Annotated in this window: 20 protein-coding genes; 2 read left to right on the top strand and 18 right to left on the bottom strand. The window is 72.9% G+C overall.

The features are described 5' to 3' along the window. The 3 genes from ACILQ5_RS20895 to ACILQ5_RS20885 form a co-directional block, all read right to left on the bottom strand. Positions 1-1,006: IS481 family transposase (locus ACILQ5_RS20895; RefSeq protein WP_395659963.1), on the bottom strand; the 1,006-nt coding region annotated here is incomplete at its 3' end. Between the two features lie 123 nt (positions 1,007-1,129). Beyond that, the gene (locus ACILQ5_RS20890; RefSeq protein WP_395659962.1) at positions 1,130-1,690 is read right to left on the bottom strand and encodes a LemA family protein; all 561 of its coding nucleotides are present in this window, start codon (positions 1,688-1,690) and stop codon (positions 1,130-1,132) included. 41 nt (positions 1,691-1,731) lie between these two features. Next, on the bottom strand, positions 1,732-3,483 hold the full coding sequence (locus tag ACILQ5_RS20885; RefSeq protein ID WP_395659961.1) for a DUF2207 domain-containing protein: 1,752 nt from the start codon (positions 3,481-3,483) through the stop codon (positions 1,732-1,734). Positions 3,484-3,560: 77 nt separating this feature from the next. Between ACILQ5_RS20885 and ACILQ5_RS20880 the strand changes: the two genes are divergently transcribed. Further along, the gene (locus ACILQ5_RS20880) at positions 3,561-4,916 is read left to right on the top strand and encodes an MFS transporter (protein WP_395659960.1); all 1,356 of its coding nucleotides are present in this window, start codon (positions 3,561-3,563) and stop codon (positions 4,914-4,916) included. Positions 4,917-5,086: 170 nt separating this feature from the next. Here the strand turns inward: ACILQ5_RS20880 and ACILQ5_RS20875 are convergent, their stop codons facing one another. The 10 genes from ACILQ5_RS20875 to ACILQ5_RS20830 form a co-directional block, all read right to left on the bottom strand. Continuing rightward, positions 5,087-5,827 carry an SRPBCC family protein gene (locus tag ACILQ5_RS20875; RefSeq protein WP_395659959.1) on the bottom strand — a complete coding sequence of 247 codons (741 nt, stop codon included), beginning with the start codon at positions 5,825-5,827 and terminating at the stop codon, positions 5,087-5,089. 4 nt (positions 5,828-5,831) lie between these two features. Next, positions 5,832-6,686 carry an FAD binding domain-containing protein gene (locus ACILQ5_RS20870; protein ID WP_395659958.1) on the bottom strand — a complete coding sequence of 285 codons (855 nt, stop codon included), beginning with the start codon at positions 6,684-6,686 and terminating at the stop codon, positions 5,832-5,834. Then, the gene (locus ACILQ5_RS20865) at positions 6,683-9,178 is read right to left on the bottom strand and encodes a xanthine dehydrogenase family protein molybdopterin-binding subunit (RefSeq protein WP_395659957.1); all 2,496 of its coding nucleotides are present in this window, start codon (positions 9,176-9,178) and stop codon (positions 6,683-6,685) included. Before ACILQ5_RS20865 ends, ACILQ5_RS20870 begins: the two co-directional genes overlap by 4 nt. Continuing rightward, complete coding sequence (locus tag ACILQ5_RS20860; protein ID WP_395659956.1) at positions 9,175-9,645, bottom strand: (2Fe-2S)-binding protein; 471 nt, start codon at positions 9,643-9,645, stop codon at positions 9,175-9,177. Before ACILQ5_RS20860 ends, ACILQ5_RS20865 begins: the two co-directional genes overlap by 4 nt. Before the next feature lie 72 nt (positions 9,646-9,717). Then, the gene (locus ACILQ5_RS20855) at positions 9,718-11,115 is read right to left on the bottom strand and encodes an FAD/NAD(P)-binding protein (protein ID WP_395659955.1); all 1,398 of its coding nucleotides are present in this window, start codon (positions 11,113-11,115) and stop codon (positions 9,718-9,720) included. 47 nt (positions 11,116-11,162) lie between these two features. Then, positions 11,163-11,888, bottom strand: coding sequence for an SDR family oxidoreductase (locus ACILQ5_RS20850; protein ID WP_395659954.1), 726 nt, complete (start codon positions 11,886-11,888; stop codon positions 11,163-11,165). A 62-nt stretch (positions 11,889-11,950) separates the two neighbouring features. Beyond that, a complete protein-coding gene (locus ACILQ5_RS20845; protein WP_395659953.1) occupies positions 11,951-13,186 on the bottom strand; it encodes a transcriptional regulator in 1,236 nt (411 codons plus the stop codon). A 63-nt stretch (positions 13,187-13,249) separates the two neighbouring features. After that, positions 13,250-14,446, bottom strand: coding sequence for an XdhC family protein (locus ACILQ5_RS20840; RefSeq protein ID WP_395659952.1), 1,197 nt, complete (start codon positions 14,444-14,446; stop codon positions 13,250-13,252). Continuing rightward, complete coding sequence (locus ACILQ5_RS20835; protein ID WP_395659951.1) at positions 14,439-15,572, bottom strand: VWA domain-containing protein; 1,134 nt, start codon at positions 15,570-15,572, stop codon at positions 14,439-14,441. Before ACILQ5_RS20835 ends, ACILQ5_RS20840 begins: the two co-directional genes overlap by 8 nt. Further along, the gene (locus tag ACILQ5_RS20830) at positions 15,569-16,450 is read right to left on the bottom strand and encodes an AAA family ATPase (RefSeq protein ID WP_395659950.1); all 882 of its coding nucleotides are present in this window, start codon (positions 16,448-16,450) and stop codon (positions 15,569-15,571) included. The genes ACILQ5_RS20835 and ACILQ5_RS20830 overlap by 4 nt, the downstream gene beginning before the upstream one ends. Before the next feature lie 70 nt (positions 16,451-16,520). Here ACILQ5_RS20830 and ACILQ5_RS20825 point away from each other — a divergent pair, with 70 nt between their 5' ends. Next, positions 16,521-16,769, top strand: a complete 249-nt coding sequence (locus ACILQ5_RS20825) for a DUF3253 domain-containing protein (protein ID WP_395659949.1) — start codon at positions 16,521-16,523, stop codon at positions 16,767-16,769. On the opposite strand, the gene ACILQ5_RS20820 is transcribed toward ACILQ5_RS20825, so the two are convergent. The 5 genes from ACILQ5_RS20820 to ACILQ5_RS20800 form a co-directional block, all read right to left on the bottom strand. After that, positions 16,766-17,341, bottom strand: coding sequence for an NTP transferase domain-containing protein (locus tag ACILQ5_RS20820; RefSeq protein ID WP_395659948.1), 576 nt, complete (start codon positions 17,339-17,341; stop codon positions 16,766-16,768). The genes ACILQ5_RS20825 and ACILQ5_RS20820 overlap by 4 nt on opposite strands. Next, entirely contained in the window at positions 17,338-17,955 is a 618-nt protein-coding gene (locus ACILQ5_RS20815) for a hypothetical protein (RefSeq protein WP_395659947.1), read from the bottom strand. Before ACILQ5_RS20815 ends, ACILQ5_RS20820 begins: the two co-directional genes overlap by 4 nt. Next, positions 17,952-18,467: an RNA polymerase sigma factor gene (locus tag ACILQ5_RS20810; protein ID WP_395659946.1), complete on the bottom strand. Its 516-nt coding sequence runs from the start codon at positions 18,465-18,467 to the stop codon at positions 17,952-17,954. Before ACILQ5_RS20810 ends, ACILQ5_RS20815 begins: the two co-directional genes overlap by 4 nt. Positions 18,468-18,610: 143 nt before the next feature. Continuing rightward, complete coding sequence (locus ACILQ5_RS20805; protein ID WP_395659945.1) at positions 18,611-19,723, bottom strand: hypothetical protein; 1,113 nt, start codon at positions 19,721-19,723, stop codon at positions 18,611-18,613. A gap of 209 nt (positions 19,724-19,932) precedes the next feature. Next, positions 19,933-20,508, bottom strand: a 576-nt coding sequence (locus tag ACILQ5_RS20800) for a TCP-1/cpn60 chaperonin family protein (protein WP_395659944.1), incomplete at its 5' end; no start/stop codon positions are given.

The raw sequence follows: 20,508 nt of genomic DNA, 5'->3' as shown, positions 1-20,508 counted from the left end.
TGTGATGCCCAGCCAGGTTGTCCAACCGGGTGATGGGTGAGCGCTTACCGATGGCCGAGTGGGGCCGGTGGTGGTTGTACTGGTGGATCCATCCTGGCAGGGCGGCGAGTCGGGCGGTTTCGGAGGTGTAGAACTTCTTGAACGCCCAGCCTTCGGCCAGGGTCCGGTGGAACCGTTCGATCTTGCCGTTGGTCTGTGGCCGGTAGGGCCGGGTCCGCTTGGGTGTGACGCCGAGCTCGGCGCAGGTGTCTCGCCACAAGAACGAGCGGTAGCATCCGCCGTTGTCGGTGAGCACCCGTTGAACGGTCACGCCGCGCTCGGCGAACCAGGCGACCGCGTTGCGTAGGACCAACGCAGCGGTCTCCTTGGTCTCGTTGTCGTGGGCCTCGACGTAGGCGACTCGGGAGTGGTCGTCGATGACGGTGTGCAGGAAACAGGTACCGATCAGGGGCTGGCGGTACTTGCTCTTCGGAGTACCGGTTCGGGCCGCAGTGGCGGCGCGGTTGCGTTTGCCTTGTTCGCGCCCCACGTAGCGCCAGCCACCGCCGTCGGGGACCTTGCCGAGCTTCTTCACATCTTGGTGGAGCAGGTCACCTGGATGGTCGTGCTCGTAGCGGCGGATTGGCTCGCCGGTCGCGCGGTCGAGGTAGGTGAGCCGGTTGAGCCGGCACCGGGTCAAGACCGCGTGCACCGTCGAGGACGGCACCTGGAGACGGTCACCGATCTCGACCGGTCCCAGGCGTTGCTTCCACCGCAGGTGGACGATCTTGCGTACCACCGGGGCCGGCGTGCGGTTCGGCTGGCGATGGGGACGCGAGGACCGGTCGAGCATCCCGGCCGGCCCTTCGGCCCGATACCGGTCGGCCCACTTCTTCGCGGTCTTCCACGAAACGTCGTACCGCTCGGCAGCGCGCGGGACCGGCCAGTCCTGCTCGACGATCAATCGAGCCAGCTTGAGCCGGGCGCGTGGCGTCAGGGCAGCGTTGGCATGGGTAGCGTGGGACACGAAGGCCTCCTGGGTGTGAAGCGGTTTCTAGACAGCTCCACTCCACACCGGGAGGCCTTCACCCATCCACGACCTCAGACCGTGTCGTCACACGATCTCGACCAACGTGCCTGGGCATCACACCTAGAACTTCACCTCCGGCGCGTTCTCGTGGCCCTCGGGGGCCTCGTAGAAGTCGCGCTTGTGCACGTTCGCGATCCCGGTGAAGAACATCCACGGGATGGTCTGGGTCAGCTTGTTCAGGGTCGCCACGGCGTCGTTGTAGTACTGGCGGGCGAAGGAGATCTGGTTCTCGGTCTCCGCGAGCTGCTTCTGCAGGTCGAGGAAGTTCACGTTGGCCTTGAGGTCGGGGTAGGCCTCGGCGACGGCGTTCACCTTCACCAGCGCCTGGCTGAGGTCGGCGTCCGCGGCGGCCTTGGCGGGCACGTCGTCCCCCTTGGCCGCGGCCTGCACGGCCGCACGCGCCCGGGTGACCTCCTCGAAGACCCCCTTCTCGTGCGCCGCGTAGCCCTTGACCGTCTCGACCAGATTGGGGATCAGGTCGGCCCGCCGGGTGAGCTGGACGTCGATGCCGCCGAGCGCCTCCTGGGCACCGATGTCGGTGGTGCGCAGCTTGTTGAAACCGACGATCACGAAGCCGACCAGGGCCACGATCACGACGATGACGATGATGGCGATGAGCATGTGAACTCCTTGTTGGGGTCTACGTCTCTACGTCGAGGGGATCACCAGGAGCCGCCGCCTCCGCCGCCGCCCCCGCCGCCACCGGAGAACCCGCCGCCACCGGAGGAGGACGAGCGCTGGGTGGCCTGGTAGGAGGAGACCGCGGAGCTGACGGTGGACTGGAAGTCGTCGACCATCGAGCTGATCGCCGAGCCGGCGTACGCGCCCGCGTAGTAGCCGCCGAAGTACGACGGCACCGGGGGCTCGGCCCCCATCTCGGTGCGGTACTTCTCGGCCCACTGGTCGGCGCAGCCGAACGCGACCGCCCAGGGGATGTACGCCGTGTAGAGCTCCTGGCGGCTGGAGAAGTCGAACCGGTCCTGCGCCGACGGCGTGGACAGGATGCGACGGAACCCGCCGGCACGCGACCAGAGGTCGCGCCCGGTCTTGGTCCGCTTGGTCCCGGCGCCGGTCGCGGCGATGCCCGCGCCGAAGACCGCGAACAGTCCCGGGATCAGCGCGACCAGCGTCATGTCGAGCGGGTTCCAGATCGCGATCGCGATCACGCCGATGAAGCAGGCGCCGATGACGATGGTGCCCCAGCCGCCGAGCCCGCTCGCGACCATCAGCCCGCCGCGCTTGGCCCAGGACTTCGTGCGCTCCTCGAAGCTGGAGATCTCGCTCTGCAGACGCTTGCCCGCCGCCACGTCCTTGGGGGCGGCGGTGAAGGACGTCCCCGGGCCACCGAGCAGGTGCGCCACGCCGGCGGTCACCTCGTCGAGGCCGGCCCACCCCGCGGCGCCGTTCTTGTCGGTGATCGTCCACACGCCGTCGGCGTGGTTCAGGTCGATGGCACCCCGTTCGGCGGCGTAGAGCAAGGTGGCGACGTACTGCTCGTCGTCGACGTCCTCGGTCACCAGGTACGCCGCCTGGGCGGGGCCGATCCCGTCCGGCGGGGCGTACATGATCGGGAACTGCGGGTCCGACTCGCGGGCACGTCGGGCCAGCAGGTAGCCGCCGAGGCCGGCCAGGACTGCCAGCACCAGGACGGCCACCGTGACCGGCACGCGCCGGCCGAGCACCGAGTCGTACCGCGGCGTCCAGGGCAGCGTCGTGCCGGCGGGCGGCGTCGGCATGTCGAGGCCGGCCTTGACCGTGACCGGGGTGTTCGGCTCGAGGTTGCCGGTGCGGACCCGCAGCGTCTGGGTGCCCTCGCCCTTGGCGCGGCAGCCGCCCGTCTCACCGGCGCCGACCGCGCACTGGACGTCCTCGGCGGCGACGGGCAGGTGGACGGTGAGGTCGGACCGGTCGATCGACTGCTTCCAGCCGCCCGGGATCAGGTTCCAGTAGAACTGCGTCTCGTGGCCGTTCGTGCCCTCCTCGAGCACGCCGTCGATCTCGTAGCTGATCACGTAGGTGTGCTCGCCCGGGTCCAGCGTCGAGCTCGCGTCGCCGATCCTCGCGTTGACGTAGCGGCCGTGGCTCTCCGAGAGGAGCTCGACGGGGACGTCCTCCCCGTCCATCGAGACCTGGATGTCGTGCGGCACGCGGCGGGCGTTCGGGGCGCTGTTGTCCGCCTTGTCGAAGAACCGGAAGATGCCGTGCCGGTCGCCGGTCGGGAAGTCGACCTTGATCGTCTCGGTCGCCTTCATGTCGCCCTGGTCGTCGACGTCGAACTCGGCGACGTACGACGTGATGGTGGTCGGCTCGTAGCTGTCGCCTGAGGAGAGGTCGACGTTGTAGAAGGCCGCCGGCAGGAACACGGCGAGGAGCACCAGGGCCAGGCCGATCAGGTAGGCCACCGCGCGCTTCACGGGGTGAGCCTAGGGCGCGATCACCGGGTCCGGAATCCGCATGCGGCCTGTCGGCGGTCGCTGCCAGACTGGTCTAGATGAGCACGACACCCACCCGCGACCCCAAGCCGACCCTCGCATCGTTCTGGCACGACCTGCCGCGCGAGGGCAAGCTGCTGCTCTCCGTCGTCGTGTTCGAGTTCATCGGGACCGGCCTGGTCCTGCCCTTCCACGTGGTCTACCTCCACGAGGTCCGCGGCTTCGAGCTCGGCCACGTCGGGCTGCTCCTCGGCCTGCCGCCGCTGGTCGGGTTCCTCGTCGTCGGGCCGGGCGGATCGGCGATCGACCGGTTCGGCGCCCGGCGGATCCTGATGGGCGCGCTCGCCCTGCAGGTCGTCTCCAACACGCTCCTCGCGTTCTCCTCGACCGAGTGGTCGGCCGCCTTCGCCCTGCTCCTGTCCGGGGCCGCGTTCGGGGTGTCCTGGCCGGGCTTCCAGACCCTGATCGCGACCGTGGTCCCGGTCGAGCTGCGCCAGCGCTACTTCGGCGTGAACTTCACCCTGCTCAACCTCGGGATCGGGATCGGCGGGATCATCGGCGGCGTCTTCGTCGACGTCGAGCGGCTGGTGACCTTCCAGACGATCTACCTCGCCGACGCCCTGTCGTACCTCCCCGGGCTGTTCCTCCTCGCGGTCCCGCTGCGCCACGTCGCGGGCCGGCCGGAGCGTGCGACGTCGGACGGCGAGGACGGTCCGGTCGTGCGGGTCGGTTACCTCGAGGTCGCGCGGCGGCCCGCGGTCGCGACGCTGATGCTGCTCTCGTTCGTGTCCTCCTACGTCGGCTACTCGCAGCTGAACGCCGGCATGCCGGCGTACGCCCGGGCGGTCGGTGACGTCTCGACCCGTGGCCTCGGGCTCGCCTTCGCCGCGAACACCCTGGTGATCGTGGTGCTGCAGCTCGTCGTCCTCCAGCGCATCGAGGGCCGGCGCCGGACCCGGGTGATCGCGGTGATGAGCGTGGTGTGGGCAGCGTCCTGGCTGCTCCTCGGCGCGACCGGTCTGGTCTCCGGGACGTGGGGCGCGACGTTGCTGGTCGCCGCGTGCGCGTCGGTCTTCGCCTTCGGCGAGACGCTGCTCCAGCCGACCATCCCGGCGCTGGTCAACGAGCTCGCGCCCGACGACCTCCGCGGGCGCTACAACGCGCTCAGCTCGGGGGCGTTCCAGCTCGCGGCGATCATCGCCCCGCCGGTCGCCGGCTTCCTCGTCGCCCACGACCTCGGCGCACTCTACATCGGCTCGCTCGTCATCGGCTGCCTGCTGTGCGGCGTGATCGCGGTGGTCCGCCTCGAGCCGCAGCTCACCCCGGCCGTCAACGGCGTGCGCGCCCCGACCCGGCTCGACCCCCAGGAGCTGTCCTCGGCCTCGGCCAAGACGATCAGCGCCGCGACCGACTGACCTCCCGCGCGGCGGTGGGGCCGGCCCGGCGCCCGGACGTCATACGACCCGGTCGCCGGGGCAGCCACCACGTATGACCTCCCGCCAGGCCGACGCCCGGACGTCATACGACCTGGTCGCCGGGGCGACCAGGTCGTATGACGTTGCGCGAGGTGCGAGGGGTGCGCCGGTCAGTGGCGGCGGCGGACCACCCACCACAGCAGGGCGAGCACCGCGAGGAGGCCGACCCCCTGCTTCCAGTAGGTCCGCGCCAGCACCGGCAGCACCGTCGCCCCGAGGTCGATCGAGTCGTCCTGCGCCGGCCCGCCGGAGGGTACCCACGGACGATCTGGCTGCTTCGCGGGTCCGGAGACGACCGTCTCGTCCGTAGGTACCGCGCTGGCGGCGGCAGCGGCGGCAGCGGCGGCAGCGATCGGCTCGGTGTCCGGCTCGGCAACGGGCTCGGGAGCGACCGGCTCCTCCTGGCCCTCCGCGAGCCGGTGGTGCAGGCAGTCGACGAACTGGCCGAGCAGCTTGTCGGAGACGTCCTGCATCACCCCGCGCCCGAACTGCGCGGGCTTGCCGGTGATCGCGAGGTCGGTGACCACCTCGACGTCGGTGCCGCCGCCGTCGACCTCGGCCATGGTCAGGGTGACCAGCGCCCCGGCGGTGCCGTTGCCGCGCTTGTCCTTGCCCTTGGCGTCGACGACGAAGCGGTGCGCGGTGTCGTCCTTCTCCACGAACGTGCCCGCGCCGTTGTAGACGAGCGCGATCGGGCCGAGCTTGACCTTCACCGAGCCCGAGAAGCTCTCGTCGTCGACCGAGGTGACCGTGGCGCCGGGGAAGCACTGCGCCACCTGGGCGATGTCCTGGAAGTGCGCCCAGGTCTCCTCGACCCCGGTCGGGACGGTGAACCGATGGGTCAGGTCCACGCGCTCACCCTCCCGCGGCCGCGAGCACCGCGCGCCGGGTGAGGACCCGGGCGAGGTGGCGACGGTAGTCGGCGTCACCGTTGAGGTCCGAGGGCGGGTTGGTGCCCTCGGTGGCCTGCTCCGCGGCCGCGCGTACGGCGTCCTCGGTCGCGGGCTGGCCGGCCAGCGCCGACTCGACCGCCCGGGCGCGGATCGGCGTCGAGCCCATGTTGGTGAGCCCGATCCGTGCCTCGCCGATGGTGCCGCCGTCCATGCGGACGGTCGCGGCGACCGCGACGATCGGCCACTGGTGGGCGACCCGCACGAACTTCTCGTACTCGGCACCCCAGCCGCTGCGCTTCGGGACCCGCACCTCGGTGAGGATCTCGTCCTCGCCGATCGCGGTCTCGAAGAGGTCGACGAAGAAGTCGTCGGCCGCGACGGTCCGGGTGCCGCCGGCGCCCTGGATGACGAACTCCGCGCCGAGCGCGAGCGCCGGTGCCCCGAGGTCGCCTGCCGGGTCGGCGTGCGCGAGCGCGCCGCCGAAGGTGCCCCGGTGCCGGATCTGGGCGTCGGCGAGGTGCTCCACCGCCTTGGAGATCAGCGCCGCGTGCTCGGCGACCAGCGGGTCGCTGCCCACGACCGCGTGCGGGGTCATCGCCCCGATGACAATCGCGTCGCCGTCGTCGCGGATCCCGCGCAGGGACTCGATCTTCCCGAGGTCGATGATCATCTCCGGAGCGTTGAGCCGCATCCGTAGCACCGGCAGCAGGCTCTGCCCGCCGGCGATGATCTTGGCCTCGTCGCCGTGCTCGGCGAGCGCCGCCAGCGCCTCCTCGACCGAGGTGGGTGCGACGTAGTCGAACGCTGCCGGGATCATGCGCCGGCTCCTTCCGTGCTCGAGGTGCCGGGTTGCTCCTGGTTGCCGGTCGCGCCGCCGGACTCGAAGTGCGGCATCGCGGCACCCTCGGTCGAGCCGCCGGCACCGGAGCCGTGGATGGCCCGGTAGACCCGCTCGGGCGTGCACGGCATCTGGATGTCGGTGACGCCGAGGTGGCGGACCGCGTCGACGACCGCGCCGACCACGGCCGGGGTCGAGGCGATCGTGCCCGCCTCGCCGACGCCCTTGGTGCCGAGCGAGTTCGTCAGCGACGGGGTCGTGGTGTGCTCGATCTCGAAGCTGATGGTGTCGGCGGCCGTCGGCAGCAGGTAGTCGACGAACGACCCGGACACGAGGGTCCCGCTGTCGTCGTAGACCGCCTCCTCCCACAGCGCCTGGGCGATGCCCTGCACCAGGCCGCCGTGCACCTGGCCGGAGACGATCAGCGGGTTGACGATGTTGCCGATGTCGTCGACGCAGACGTACTTGCGCATCTTCACCGCGCCCGTCTCGGTGTCCACCTCCATCGCGCAGAGGTGGGTGCCGTGCGGGTAGTTGAAGTTCACCGGGTCGAACGTCGCCTCCGAGTCGATGCTCGGCTCCACCCCGTCCGGGAGGTTGTGCGCCGCGAAGACCGCCGTCGCGATCTCCGTGATCGCCATGCCCTGGTCGGTCCCGCGGACCGAGAACCGGCCGCCGGAGAACTCGAGGTCGTCGACCGACGCCTCGAGCAGGTGCGCCGCGATCGGCTTGGCCTTCTCGATGACCTTGTCGGCCGCCCGGACCAGCGCCTCACCGCCGACGACGAGCGAGCGCGAGCCGTAGGTGTCCAGGCCCTTGTGCGAGATCTGCGTGTCGCCGTGCAGCACCTCGACGCTCTCGAACGGCACGCCGAGCCGGTCCGCCACGATCTGGCTGAACGCCGTCTCGTGGCCCTGGCCGTGCGCCGACGCACCGGTGATGACCTCCACCGTGCCGGTGGCCAGCATCCGGACCTCCGCGTGCTCCCAGCCGCCCGCACCGTAGTCGAGCTGGCCGAGCACCCGGCTGGGCGCGAGGCCGCACATCTCGGTGAACGTCGAGATGCCGATCCCCAGCTGCACCGGGTCACCGGCGTCGCGGCGACGCTTCTGCTCGGCCCGCAGCTCGTCGTACCCGAACATCTCCTTGGCCTTGGCGGTCGCCGCCTCGTAGTTGCCGGAGTCGTACTCGAGCCCGGCCACCGTGGTGAACGGGAACTCCTCGTGCTTGATCCAGTTCTTCTCGCGGATCTCCAGCGGGTCCACGCCGACCTCGGCGGCGAGCTCGGACATCAGCCGCTCGATGGCGTACGTCGCCTCGGGCCGGCCGGCGCCGCGGTAGGCGTCGGTCCAGGCCTTGTTGGTGAGGACCGTCTGCACCTGGAAGTGGTAGGCGGGGAACTTGTAGATCGCGTTGAACATGAACGCGCCGAGGACCGGGACGCCGCCGCCGACGATGGCGACGTACGCGCCGAGGTCGGCGAGCAGCTCGACCTTGAGGCCGGTGACGGTGCCGTCCTTCTCGGCGGACAGGGTGAGCTTCTGCCACTGGTCGCGGCCGTGGTGGGCGCTCATCAGCGACTCGGAGCGGGTCTCGGTGTACTTGACCGGCTTGCCGAGCCGGCGGCCGACCGCCCAGGCGATCCACTCCTCCGGGGTCACCTGGAGCTTGCCGCCGAAGCCGCCGCCGACGTCGGGGGCGATCACCCGGATCTTCGACTCCGGGACGCCGGTGGTCGCGGCAAGCGCGAACCGGACGATGTGCGGGATCTGGGTGGCCGACCACATCGTGTACTGCTCGCCGGTCGGGTCGACGACCACGCTGCGCGGCTCCATGAAGGCGGGGATCAGCCGCTGCTGGCGGTACTCCCGCTCGATCACGATGCCGTCGGTGCGGGCCTTGGCGATCGCGTCGTCGACGTTGCCGCCGGTGCCGGCCTCGCCGGAGTTGAACACCCACAGCGCGGACTTGTTCGTCCCCAGGTCGGGGTGCGCCAGCACCTCGTCCGCGGCCGACTTCTTCAGGTCGAGGGCGGCCGGCAGCTCGTCGTAGTCGACGTCGACCAGCTCGGCGGCGTCCCGGGCCTCGGCGGCGCTGCGCGCGACCACGACCGCGACGATCTCGCCCGCGAAGGCGACCCGGTCCGAGGGCATCGGCGAGTGCGCCGGCGTGACCTGGTCGGGGGTGATCGGCCAGGCGTTGATGATCGCGCCGAGCTCGGCGCCGAAGTCGGAGCCGGTGTAGACGGCGACGACGTTCGGCGACTCCTTCGCCGCGCTGGTGTCGATGCGGGTGATCGTGGCGTGCGCGAACGGGCTGCGCACCATGGCGAGGTGCAGCATCCCGGGCAGCGTGATGTTGTCGGTCCAGCGGGTGCGACCGGTGATCAGCCGCTGGTCCTCCTTGCGGCGCCGGTCGCGGCCGATCTCGCGCTCGACCTCGTCGGCGGGACGCTCCTGGGTGGCGGTCATGCCTTCGCCCCCTGACCCGAGGCGTGCTGCACGGCCTTGACGATGTTGTGGTAGCCCGTGCAGCGGCACAGGTTGCCCTCGAGCCCGAGCCGGATCTCCTCCTCGGTGGGCGAGGGGTTCTCGTTGAGCAGGTCGACGCTCTGCATGATCATCCCGGGCGTGCAGAAGCCGCACTGGAGGCCGTGACACTCGCGGAAGGCCTCCTGCACCGGGTGCAGCTGCCCGTCCTGTGCCAGCCCCTCGATCGTCGTCACCTCGGCGCCGTCGGCCTGGACGGCGAGCACGTTGCACGACTTCACGCTGGTGCCGTTCAGGTGCACGGTGCACGCACCGCAGTTGCTGGTGTCGCAACCGATCACCGTGCCGGTCTTGCCGAGCCGCTCGCGCAGGTACTGCACGAGCAGCATGCGGGGTTCGACGTCGTCGGAGACGCGTGCTCCGTCGACGGTCAGGCTGATCCGGGTCATGGACTCTCCTCGAGGCATGGGGCCTGCTGTGGCCCACGTCACGCTAGGAGCGCCCGGTTGGACGATGGTTGGTCAGCGAGCGACGACCCGGGCGAGCACCGCGCCTCCGACCTCGGCGGCCTGCGTGCGGATCTCCGGGATCGCGGTGGACTCCCACAGCGTGCCCTTGCGAGGGGGCCCGACGGCCAGCAGTCCGGGGACGACGTCGCCGTCGCGGCCGAGCACCTCGCCGGCCGGGGTCGAGTCGATCCCGAGCCGGAGCGGGTCGGGGACGACGAGGCCGCGGGCCTGGAGCGCCTGGAGCAGCGGGTCGTCGCTCCGGCTGACGTCGGTGAGCGGGCCGGTGCAGTTGACGACCGCGTCGGCGAGCACCGGCTCGGGGAGCTCGGGGATCCGCAGCACGGCGCGCGCGCTGCGCACGTCGACGTCGGCGATGCCGCCGCCGACCACCGTCAGCCGCCCGGCGCGCCGGTAGCCGTCGATGCGCTCGGCCACCTCGGGCGCCATCCGGTGCCGGCGGACCTCCCAGTCGCGGACGTACCGGTCGAGGAGCCGTCGGCGCTCGTCGAGGTCGAGCCGCCGCCAGATCGCCTGGGTCGAGGAGCGCAGCCCGTCGACGACGTTGCGCCAGTCGACGCCCTGGAGCCGCGCGGCCTCGACCTGGGCGCGCACCAGCGCCGCCAGGCCGTCGGCCGTCAGCGGGCCGTCGGGCACCTGGGTCACCCAGGCGGTCGACTGCTGCTCGATGTGGCCGAACGGGAGCAGTCCGTGCCGGCTCACCATCACCGCACGCCGCCCGGGGTCGTCCTCGAGCAGCGTGATCACCGTGTCGATGGCGGTCAGCCCGGTGCCGACGACGGCGACGGTGGCGTCGGCGGGCAGCGCGCGGATCGCCCCGAGGTCCCAGGGGTTGGGCAGGTAGCCGGGCAGCTCGGCGAGGTCGGCGCCGGCGACCGCGAGCGCCTGGGGCTTCTGGTTGCCGTACGCGAGCACGACGGTCGCGGCGGTCGAGACCCGGTCCCGCGTGTGCAGCTCGAAGCCGCCGGGCACCGGCACCACGTCGTCGACGCGGCCCGCACTGATCGTCAGCCGGTGGTCGGCGACCGCGGCCAGCGTGTCCTGCAGGTAGGCGGCGTAGTCCATCCGCGGGAGGAAGCCGAGCGGGTCCGGGTCGCGGCCGGCGCGGCGGGCCCAGTCGAGGAGGTCGGAGGGGACGTCGGCGAACGCGCTCATGTGCCGGGCGCGGACGTTGAGGAGGTGGCGGGCGTCGGAGGTGCCGTAGGCGATCCCGCGGCCGAGGACGCCGGTCGCCTCGTGGACGGTCACGCACAGCCCCGTGTCGTCGGAGCCGGTGAGCAGCTGGAGCGCCGCGAGCACCCCGCTCGCGCCACCGCCGATGATCGCGACCCGGTGCCGGTCCGGTGTCGCGCTCGTCGGGACGGGCTGTTCGACCTGCGCCACACCGACCATGCCTCCAAGAGTAGTAAGTCGGTGGGGTTAGGTCGCAATCGGCGCGCTCAGAGCAGCTCCACGACCTGGCCGGGACGGCCGTGCGCGACCAGGTCGACCACGGCCCGGACCACGTCGCCGGTGGGGACCAACGGGTCGAGCCCGGCCCGCTCGTCCTCGTCGAGCGCCGCCCACTGCTCCTGCGCCCGCGGCAGCCCGATCCAGCCCGGGACCACCGCCGTCACCCGCGCGCGCTCGGCGGTCACCGGGTCGGCGAGCGCGGTCGTGAACCGGACCAGGCCGGCCTTGGCCGCGGCGTACTCCGGCGAGCCGTAGCCGTCGGTCCCGAGCGCCGCGCTGGAGGCGACGTTGACGACCGCACCGACGCGGTGCGGCCCGCGCCGCTGGTCGAGGCCCTCGAGGAACAGCTGGGTGAGCAGCATCGGCGCCCGGAGGTTGAGGTCGAGGGTGCGCTTCCAGGAGTCGTACGGCGCCGCGGGGTACTGCTCGCCCTCGCTCCAGCCGCCGGCGTTGTTGACGAGCACGTCCGCGCCGCCGAGGTCGCAGGCGCGGCCGGCCAGCGCGCGCAGGTCGGCCTCGACCGCGACGTCGCACTCGAGCGCCCAGCCGCGCACCCGGTGGGCGGCGACCAGGTCGACGGTGGCCCGGGCGGCCGCGAGGTCCCGGTCGGCGACCAGCACGGACACCCCGCGGCGGGCCAGCGCGACCGCGATCTCCCGCCCGAGGCCGGCACCGGCCCCGGTGACGACGGCCAGGCTGTAGCGGAGCTCCATCGGTCCGAGGGTAGGCGCCCGCGCCGACGACGCCGGCGTGCACGTCGCGCCGACTCGCGCCCTCAGCGGACGGCGGCGGCGAGCCGGCCCTTGAGCAGCGGGACCGTCGGGTGCGGCCGGCCGGCGAGGCGGGCCAGGCAGACCTCGACCACCTCGGTGTCGTACGGCGCCAGCTCGCTGTAGCGCACGACGGCGTCGGGCTCGGGGTCGGCGAGCAGCGCCTCGCGGACGGCGACGGCGACGTACTCGGCCAGCTCGTTGAGGGCCGGCGAGTTGGTGCCGGGCAGCAGGTCGCCGCCGTACGCGTCGACCGCGGCGCCGACCCGACCGCGGCGCAGCAGGGTGAGCACCAGGTCGACGTCGGTGGCGACGGGCATCGTGAGCCGGTAGGGGCGCGAGGCGAGCTGCCCGCCGAGCGCGGAGCGCAGGTGCGAGACCTCCGCCTTGAGCGTCGAGAGGGTGACGGCCTGGTCGCCGTAGACGCAGGCGTGCAGCTGCTCGAGCGAGAGCCCCTCGGGGTGCATGGCCAGCAGCGCCAGCACCTCGGTCTGGCGGCGGTTGAGCAGCAGCCGCTGGCCGTCCATCCAGGTCTCGGCGGTGCCGAGCAGCCGCATCACCAGGCCGGGCTCGGAGCGCTCGTCGAGCAGGCCGGCCACCGGGTGGTGGTGGGAGGCCGGCATTGCGGTCTCGATCAGCCGGGCCATCACCCGGGCGGTCGCCAGCCCGATCGGGTGGGTGCGGTCCCAGGTGGTCGACAGGTCGATGACGCCGAGCTGGGTGCCGGTCACCGGGTCGTGGACCGGCGCGGCCCAGCAGACCCAGTTGTGCACGATCGAGGCGTAGTGCTCGGCGCTGAAGACCATCTGCGGCGCGTCGAGCCGGTTGGCGAGGTCGAGGGCGTTGGTGCCGACGGACTCGTCGTCCCAGCGGGCCCCGGCCACGAAGTTGACGCTCTCGGCCTTGCGGCGCATCACCCGGCCGCCGTACGTCCACAGGATCCGGGTCTCGGGGTCGGTCACCGCGACGACGAGGTCGCCGTCCTCGGCGGTGCGGCGCAGCTCGGCCTCGACGCGCTCGACGGCGGTCTGCAGCGGGGAGCCCTGCCAGTACGACGCGGTCTCGGTCTCGTCGGCGAGAGGGGCCTCCCGGACGTCGACCGGGACGGCCGCCTCGGACCGGGTCCAGCTGGTCAGGATCTCGGGGCGGACCGAGGGTGCCCGCGGGTCGGCGTGCTCGACGAACGACGTCCACGCCCGCACGGCGTCCGTGCGACGGGAGTGGAGGTCGCTGCGCGGCATGCCGGCGACGGTAGCACCGGTCTGGTGACCTGCGTCACACGTCTGCTGAACCCCTCCGAGCGCTCACCCCAGGCCGCGGTGGATCCGGCCGTCCAGGCTCGCGAGCCGCTCGCCGGAGCCGCCCCAGCGGCCGGCGACGATCTCGGCGGCGATGCTGATCGCGGTCTCCTCCGGGGTCCGGGCGCCGAGGTCCAGGCCGATCGGGCTGGAGAGCCGGGCGATCTCCTTCTCCTCCAGACCGGCCTCGCGCAGCCGCTCGAGGCGGTCCTCGTGGGTGCGGCGCGAGCCCATCGCGCCGACGTAGGCGACCTCGGGCAGGCGCAGCGCCACCTCGAGGAGCGGCACGTCGAACTTCGGGTCGTGGGTGAGCACCGCGATCACCGTCCGGGCGTCGACGCGGCCCGCCTCGACCTCCGCCCCGAGGTAGCGGTGCGGCCAGTCGACGACGACCTCGTCGGCCTCGGGGAACCGGGTGTTGGTCGCGAAGACCGGACGAGCGTCACAGACGGTCACGTGGTAGCCGAGGAAGCTGCCGACGCGGGCCACGGCCGCCGCGAAGTCGATCGCCCCGAAGACCAGCATCCGCGGCTTGGGCGCGAACGCCCACACGAAGACCCGCATCCCCTCGCCGCGGCGCTCGCCGTCGGGCCCGTAGGTCAGCGTCGCGTTGTGGCCCGCGGCCAGCAGGCCGAGCGCGTCGTCGTGGACCGCGTCGTCGGCCCGGGCCGAGCCGAGGCTGCCCGCCGGGTTAGTCCCTGACGTTTGCGCCCCTGACACGCCGGTGGCCGGGGCCGAAACGTCAGGGACTATGCCCCCAGGAACGTCGGGCCGCACCACCAGCCGCCGGCCCAGCCAGGCCGGGTCGGGGTGCTCGATCACCGTGGCGAGGGCGACCGGGCGGCCGGCCTCGATGTCGGCGGCGATCTCCTCGAGATCGGGGAAGGTCTCGCGGTCCACCTTCTCGACGTACACGTCGAGGATCCCGCCGCAGGTGAGGCCGACGGCGAAGGCGTCGTCGTCGGAGACGCCGTAGCGCTCGAGCACGGGCTCGCCGGACTCGACGACCGACTGGGCGAGCTCGTAGACCGCGCCCTCGACGCAGCCGCCCGAGACCGAGCCGACGGCGGTGCCGTCGGGGCCGACCAGCATCGAGGCGCCCGCCGGCCGCGGGGCGGACTGGAAGGTGGCGACGACGGTGCCGACGCCGACGGTCTCGCCGGCCCGCCACCAGGCCATCAGCTCGGACAGCACATCACGCACGGGACACCACCTCCACCAGCTCCGCGAACGTCGCCAGCGAGTGCCCGGCGACGAAGTGGTCGCAGTGCGGCAGCGCGGCGACGACGCCCTGCTGGACGGGCTCGTAGCCGGCCTTGCCGCGGTGCGGATTGACCCAGACCACGCGGTGCGCGATCCGGCGCAGCCGGGCCATCTGCTCGCCCAGCAGGGTCGGGTCGCCGCGCTCCCACCCGTCGCTGAAGACCACGACGACCGCGCCGCGGGCCAGCCCGCGCTGGCCCCACCGGTCCAGGAAGAACCGCAGCGTCTCGCCGAGCCGGGTGCCGCCGGACCAGTCGGGCACGGTCTCGCCCGCGGCCACCAGCGCCCGCTCGGGGTCGCGCAGCCGCAGCGCGCGGGTCACGTGGGTGACCCGGGTGCCGACCGTGAACGTCTCCACCACCCCGCCGGCCTGGGTGAACCGGTGCGCGAGGCGGAGCAGCGCGTCGGCGTACCCGCTCATCGAGCCGGACACGTCGACCAGCAGCACCAGCCGGCGCGGGCGCACGCTGCGGCGGCGCCACTCGATGTCGGCGGGCTCGCCCATCCGGCGCAGCGAGGCGCGCAGCGTGCGCGAGGCGTCGACCCGGCCGCGGTGCCAGGTCCGGTGCCGGGCGGTACGACGCAGCGGGGGCCGCGGCTGGAGGGTGGCGAACAGGCCGGAGAGCCGGTGCTTCTCCGCGGCCGAGAGCGCGGCGACGTCGCGGTGCCGCAGCACCTCGGTCTCGCTGGCCATCGCCCGCACGACGTCCTCGTCGACGGCGTCATCGCCGGTGCCGCTGCCCTCTTCGAGCGGCAGCGTCGACGGCGTCGGCGCGGTGGAGGGCGGGGCGGGACGCGTCCGGGGCAGCCCGTCGCGAGCGTCGAAGAACGCGGTGAAGACCTGGTCGAAGCGCTCGAGATCGTCCGGCCCGGCGCAGAGCGTCGCGCGCCCCGCGAGGTACGTCGCCCGCCGGTCGCCCATCCCCAGCTCGGCGGCCGCGGCCAGGAAGCCCTGGGCGCGGTCCTGCGTCACCGGCACGCCGGCCGCGCGGAGCGCCCGGGTGAAGCCGAGCAGCACCTCGTCGCCGCCGCGCTGCGGCCGGAGGGCGTCGGCGGTCGTGGTCACGAGCGCAGCATCTGGTCGAGCGCGTGGCGGACCCGCTCGGCGTCCTCGCGGTACTTCACGAGGGCCCCGAGCGTGGCGGACGCCGCGGCGAGGTCGATCTCGGTGGTGCCGAGGTGCTGGAGCGCGCGCGCCCAGTCGAGCGTCTCGGCCACCCCGGGCGGCTTCTGGAGGTCGTCGCGGTCGCGCAGCTGCTGCACCAGCTCGACGACCTGGCGGCGCAGCGCCTCGGACACCTCCGGGGCGCGGCTGCGCAGGATCTCGACCTCGCGGTCGAGGCCCGGGTGCTCGATCCAGTGGTAGAGGCAGCGCCGCTTGAGCGCGTCGTGCAGCTCGCGGGTGCGGTTGGAGGTGAGCACCACGATCGGCGGCGTCGTGGCGCGGACGGTGCCGAGCTCGGGGATCGAGACCTGGTAGGTCGAGAGCACCTCGAGCAGGAACGCCTCGAACTCGTCGTCGGCGCGGTCGACCTCGTCGACCAGCAGCACGGCCGGGCTGTCCTGGAGCGCCTGGAGCACCGGTCGCGCCAGCAGGAAGCGGGCGTCGTACAGGCTCTTCTCGGCCTCCTCGACGCTCTGCTCCTTGGCGCCGCCGGCCGCCTCGAGCGCGCGCAGGTGGAGGATCTGGCGCGGGAAGTCCCAGTCGTAGAGCGCCTGGGTCGCGTCGATCCCCTCGTAGCACTGCAGCCGCACCAGCGGCAGGTCCAGCGTCTCGGCGATCGCCTCCGCCAGCGCGGTCTTGCCGGTCCCGGGCTCGCCCTCGAGCAGCAGCGGACGCTCCATGCGCAGCGCGAGGAAGGTCACCGTGGCGAGCGCCTCGTCGCAGAGGTAGCCGGTCGCGCCGAGGCGTTCGGCGACGGCGTCCGGGGACTCGAGGGCCATGCGGCCAGGCTACGCGGGGAGGTGTTGGCCGGAGGTTGGGCGACGACCACCGCGCGGTCACACTGACGGGGTGAGCGACCTCGACTCCCGCCTCGAGCAGGCCGTCCTCGACCTGCTCGAGCAGCGCCGGCCGGGGGCGACGATCTGCCCGTCGGACGCCGCCCGCGCGGTCGCGCCCGAGGACTGGCGGCCGCTGATGGACGCCGCCCGCGGTGCCGCCGCCCGGCTCGCCGACGCCGGCCGCGTCGAGGTCACCCAGGGCGGCGAGGTGGTCGACGTGCGGACCGCCCGCGGGCCGGTGCGGATCCGGCGCGCCTAGCCCTGCTCACGCCGGGTCTCGTGGTCGACGTCCTCGCCGGTGGCCAGGTCGCCGCACTCGACGACCTCGACGTCGTGGGTGGCCAGGTAGCCCCGGGCCCCGCGGTCGCCGTCGGTCTCGGCGGCGACGCCCGCCCAGTGGTCACGCCCGAGGACGACCGGGTGGCCGACCCGCCCGTCGTACGAGGCGCGGCGCAGCGCGCCCGGGCCCGGAGCGGGGTCGAGCAGCCGGCGGACGACGTCGGCGCCGACGTCCGGGAGGTCGACGAGCGTCACCACCACGGCGTCGGCCGCCGAGGCCTCGACGGCGGTGAGCCCGGCGCGCAGCGAGGCGGACATGCCGGCCGCCCAGTCGGCGGCGACGACCGGGCTCGCGCCGGTGTCGGCGAGCAGCGGCAGCGCCTCCTCGGCCGCGGCGCCGAGCACCACGTCGACCTGGGCGCAGCCGCCGTCGGTCAGCGTGCGGACCGCGCGGACCAGCCAGGGCTCCCCGTCCGTGCCGCGCACCAGCGCCTTGGGCGTGCCCATCCGCGACCCGGCGCCGGCGGCGAGCAGCAGGCCGTGCACCGTCACCCGAAGGCCTGCTCGTAGAGCGCGGCGAGCTGCGTGGACCACGGCGCGCTGAACCCGCAGATGGTCACCTGGCCGTTGCTGGCGCTGACGAGGTAGCGCCCGTCCTCCTGGAACCGGACCGCGCCGATCAGCCCCTGGAGGTCCTGCGGCGGGGCCTGGACCCGGGCGAGGTCGGTGTCGCCGCCGGCGTACCAGCGGGTGACGCGGAGCGTGACGACGCCGTCGGAGATGGCGGTGACGGTGCCGTCGAAGGCGAGCTGCTGCTCGGCGAGGGTCTCGGCGGTGGGGACCAGGCACTTGGCGGAGTACGCCGCCGCGCTCGGTGCGCCCAGCTCGGTGACGGTCCGGGCGTCGGCGGCGGTGGGCGGCGCCGCGGGGTCGTCGTCGTGGCCGAGGACCGCGAAGACACCGACGCCGGCGATGATGAGGACCGCCGCAGCGGCCACCAGCCAGGTGAAGGGGCTGCGGTCGTGGGTCCCGGTCGCCCGGTTCTCGGTGGTGAGCTCGGTGCTCATGACGTCCTCCAGGAGTCGGGCGACCCGCTCGGGGTCGGCCGCCGGCAGGGAGGAGGCCGGGTCCGCGGCCTGCAGGCGGCTGCGCAGCTCGTCGGTCACGGTGTCCTCCCCTCTCTCGACTCCTCATGTCCGGCACCGGCCCTGCTCTTTCGCAGCCGGTCCGCCAGCTTCTTCTTCGCGCGGGTCAGCCGGGTGCTGGCGGCGTTGGGGCTGATGCCGAGGACGACCGCGATCTCGGCCGGCGCGAGCTGCTCCCACGCCCACAGGCGCAGCAGCTCGGCCTCCTCGGGGCGCAGCGTGGCCAGGGCCTCGTCCAGCGCGGGGTCCTCGGGCGGGCCGGGGTCGGCCGGCTGCGCCATGATCCGGGCGGCGACCCGCTCCTGGCGTCGGGCCGCACGCTCGGCGTTGCGCAGGCAGTTGCGGGCCACGCCGTACACCCAGGGCAGCGGCTCCTCGGGCAGGTCCTCGGCCCGCCGCCAGCAGACGAGCAGGGTCTCGGCCAGCACGTCCTCGGCGGTCGCCGGGTCGGTGCGGCGGGCGAGGTAGCGGCGCAGCGGCTCGACCAGGCGCGGCGCCACCTGCTCGAAGAGGTCCCGACGGCTCTCGTCCACCGCTCCACCCTCACACACCGCCCTACCGCCAGGTCGAGTCGAGGGTTGCGTCCAGTCGAGTCGGGACTTCTGACCAGTCGAGTCGAGGTTTGTGACCAGCGCACCCGGACCCATCCGCGCTGGACGGTCCGGGGGGTCGAGGGTCAACTGAGACCGAGGCACTCCGGCTTCGTCGAGAGCGTGCCGCACCAGACGAGCTGGGCGCCGCGCAGGTTGTCGTAGGTGCTGTCCATGGGGTGGGAGACCTGCCAGGTGACCACGGTCGCGGTCTCGGCGAACGCGGTCGACGGGAAGGTCTGCGCGAGGCCGAGGCTGAGGTAGCCGACGTCGCCGGCCTTCATCGCGCCCAGCTCGCACCGGATCTGGACCGACAGGTTGGGTTTCGGGGTGAGCGTGGTCGCCTCGCAGTCGTCGAAGGGCGGCGCCGTCGGGTACGTCCCGGGGATGTGGGTCGGGGAGTCGCCGAGCATGAGCAGGTCGGAGATGCCGGTGACCTTCGCCGTGAAGATGCCGCCCTTGACCACGCCGGCCGGCCCGTTGTTCGTCAGGCTGAGGTTGACGATCGCCCGGACCTCGGGCCCGGCGCGGTAGTACTTCGTGGTCGGGATCGACGGGTCGACGAGCGACAGGTCGGCGTCGAAGTCACCGGAGAACCGGAACAGCACCCCCGTCAGGTCGGCGGCGGAGGTGTTGCACTTCTTCTGGGTCGAGGGCAGGGCACCGCGCACGACCGTGACGACGGCGACGTTCTTCCCGTCGCGGAACCGCTTGAGCGCCGGCGCCGCCAGCGTGATCGTCGGCCCGCTGTACGGCGAGCCGGTCAGCGGACCCTTCGCGACGGTGGCGCCGTTGAGCTGGAGCCGGAAGTTCTTGAACGCGCTGGCGACGCCGAACGGGTAGACCGGGGCGATCGAGAACGACGACGTGGTCGGCCCCCCGGGCAGCGTGAGCTCGCGCTGGAAGCTCACGGTCTGGGCCTTGCTCGAGCACTTCTTCGCCCAGACCACGGTGTCGGGGTCCCATTCCCCCTGCGGCTTGTTGAGCGGGTTGTTGCTGGCGTCCGCCGTCAGCTCACGCGCGGGGCTCCAGGACTTGTTGGCGGCTGCGTAGAACCGTTCGCCGGTGCCTTGGAGGTACGGCGGCGCGGGCGAGGCCGTGGTGAGGTCGGCGAACGACGGAGCGCCGAACGCCGACAGGACGAGCGCTGCCACGGCGAGCAGCACGGCCGCCCGCCGCGAGCGCCGAGCCGGTCGCATCCACGGACCGTAAGCCGTGGGCCCGGCCAGCGGCGGCCGGCGGCCGAGATTTTGCCGACCGGTCCGGACCTGCGGTCGCGTCGACCGACTGGTCGGAACCCTGGACTCGACCGTCCTGGGACGACGAACGGCCCCCGTCCCGGAGGACAGGGGCCGTTCGCGTGCTTCGTGCTACGTGCTCCGGCTGCGCGGAGCGGAGCGGGCGGGACTCAGAAGTCCATGCCGCCCATGCCGCCGGACGGGTCGGCGCCCATGGGCGCCGCCTTCTCCGGCTTGTCCGCGACGACCGCCTCGGTGGTGAGGAAGAGCGCCGCGATGGACGCGGCGTTCTGCAGCGCGCTGCGGGTCACCTTGGCCGGGTCGATGATGCCCTCGGCGATCATGTCGACGTACTCGCCGGTCGCGGCGTTGAGGCCGTGGCCCGGCTCGAGGCCCTTGACCTTCTCCGCCACGACGCCGCCCTCGAGGCCGGCGTTGATCGCGATCTGCTTGAGCGGCGCGGCGGTGGCCACGCGGACGATGTTGGCACCGACGGCCTCGTCGCCCACCAGCTCGAGCTTGTCGAACGCCGTCGCAGCGGCCTGCACCAGGGCGACGCCGCCACCGGCGACGATGCCCTCCTCGACGGCCGCCTTCGCGTTGCGAACGGCGTCCTCGATGCGGTGCTTGCGCTCCTTGAGCTCGACCTCGGTGGCCGCGCCGACCTTGATGACGGCCACGCCGCCGGCCAGCTTGGCGAGGCGCTCCTGGAGCTTCTCGCGGTCGTAGTCGGAGTCCGACTTCTC

This window comes from Nocardioides sp., from assembly GCF_044226305.1.
Classification (GTDB): Bacteria; Actinomycetota; Actinomycetes; order Propionibacteriales; family Nocardioidaceae; genus Nocardioides.
Note: the sequence above shows the minus strand (reverse complement) of the source record. Positions and strands in the feature narration are given on the sequence as shown.

What these genes read in the sequence shown, in the direction of transcription:
- ACILQ5_RS20830 (WP_395659950.1), bottom strand. Translation starts at nt 16,450, where the DNA reads ATGGCCCTCGAGTCCCCGGACGCCGTCGCCGAACGCCTCGGCGCGACC.
- ACILQ5_RS20870 (WP_395659958.1), bottom strand. Translation starts at nt 6,686, where the DNA reads ATGATCCCGGCAGCGTTCGACTACGTCGCACCCACCTCGGTCGAGGAG.
- ACILQ5_RS20845 (WP_395659953.1), bottom strand. Translation starts at nt 13,186, where the DNA reads ATGCCGCGCAGCGACCTCCACTCCCGTCGCACGGACGCCGTGCGGGCG.
- ACILQ5_RS20860 (WP_395659956.1), bottom strand. Translation starts at nt 9,645, where the DNA reads ATGACCCGGATCAGCCTGACCGTCGACGGAGCACGCGTCTCCGACGAC.
- ACILQ5_RS20805 (WP_395659945.1), bottom strand. Translation starts at nt 19,723, where the DNA reads ATGCGACCGGCTCGGCGCTCGCGGCGGGCGGCCGTGCTGCTCGCCGTG.
- ACILQ5_RS20865 (WP_395659957.1), bottom strand. Translation starts at nt 9,178, where the DNA reads ATGACCGCCACCCAGGAGCGTCCCGCCGACGAGGTCGAGCGCGAGATC.
- ACILQ5_RS20890 (WP_395659962.1), bottom strand. Translation starts at nt 1,690, where the DNA reads ATGCTCATCGCCATCATCGTCATCGTCGTGATCGTGGCCCTGGTCGGC.
- ACILQ5_RS20880 (WP_395659960.1), top strand. Translation starts at nt 3,561, where the DNA reads ATGAGCACGACACCCACCCGCGACCCCAAGCCGACCCTCGCATCGTTC.
- ACILQ5_RS20850 (WP_395659954.1), bottom strand. Translation starts at nt 11,888, where the DNA reads ATGGAGCTCCGCTACAGCCTGGCCGTCGTCACCGGGGCCGGTGCCGGC.
- ACILQ5_RS20855 (WP_395659955.1), bottom strand. Translation starts at nt 11,115, where the DNA reads ATGGTCGGTGTGGCGCAGGTCGAACAGCCCGTCCCGACGAGCGCGACA.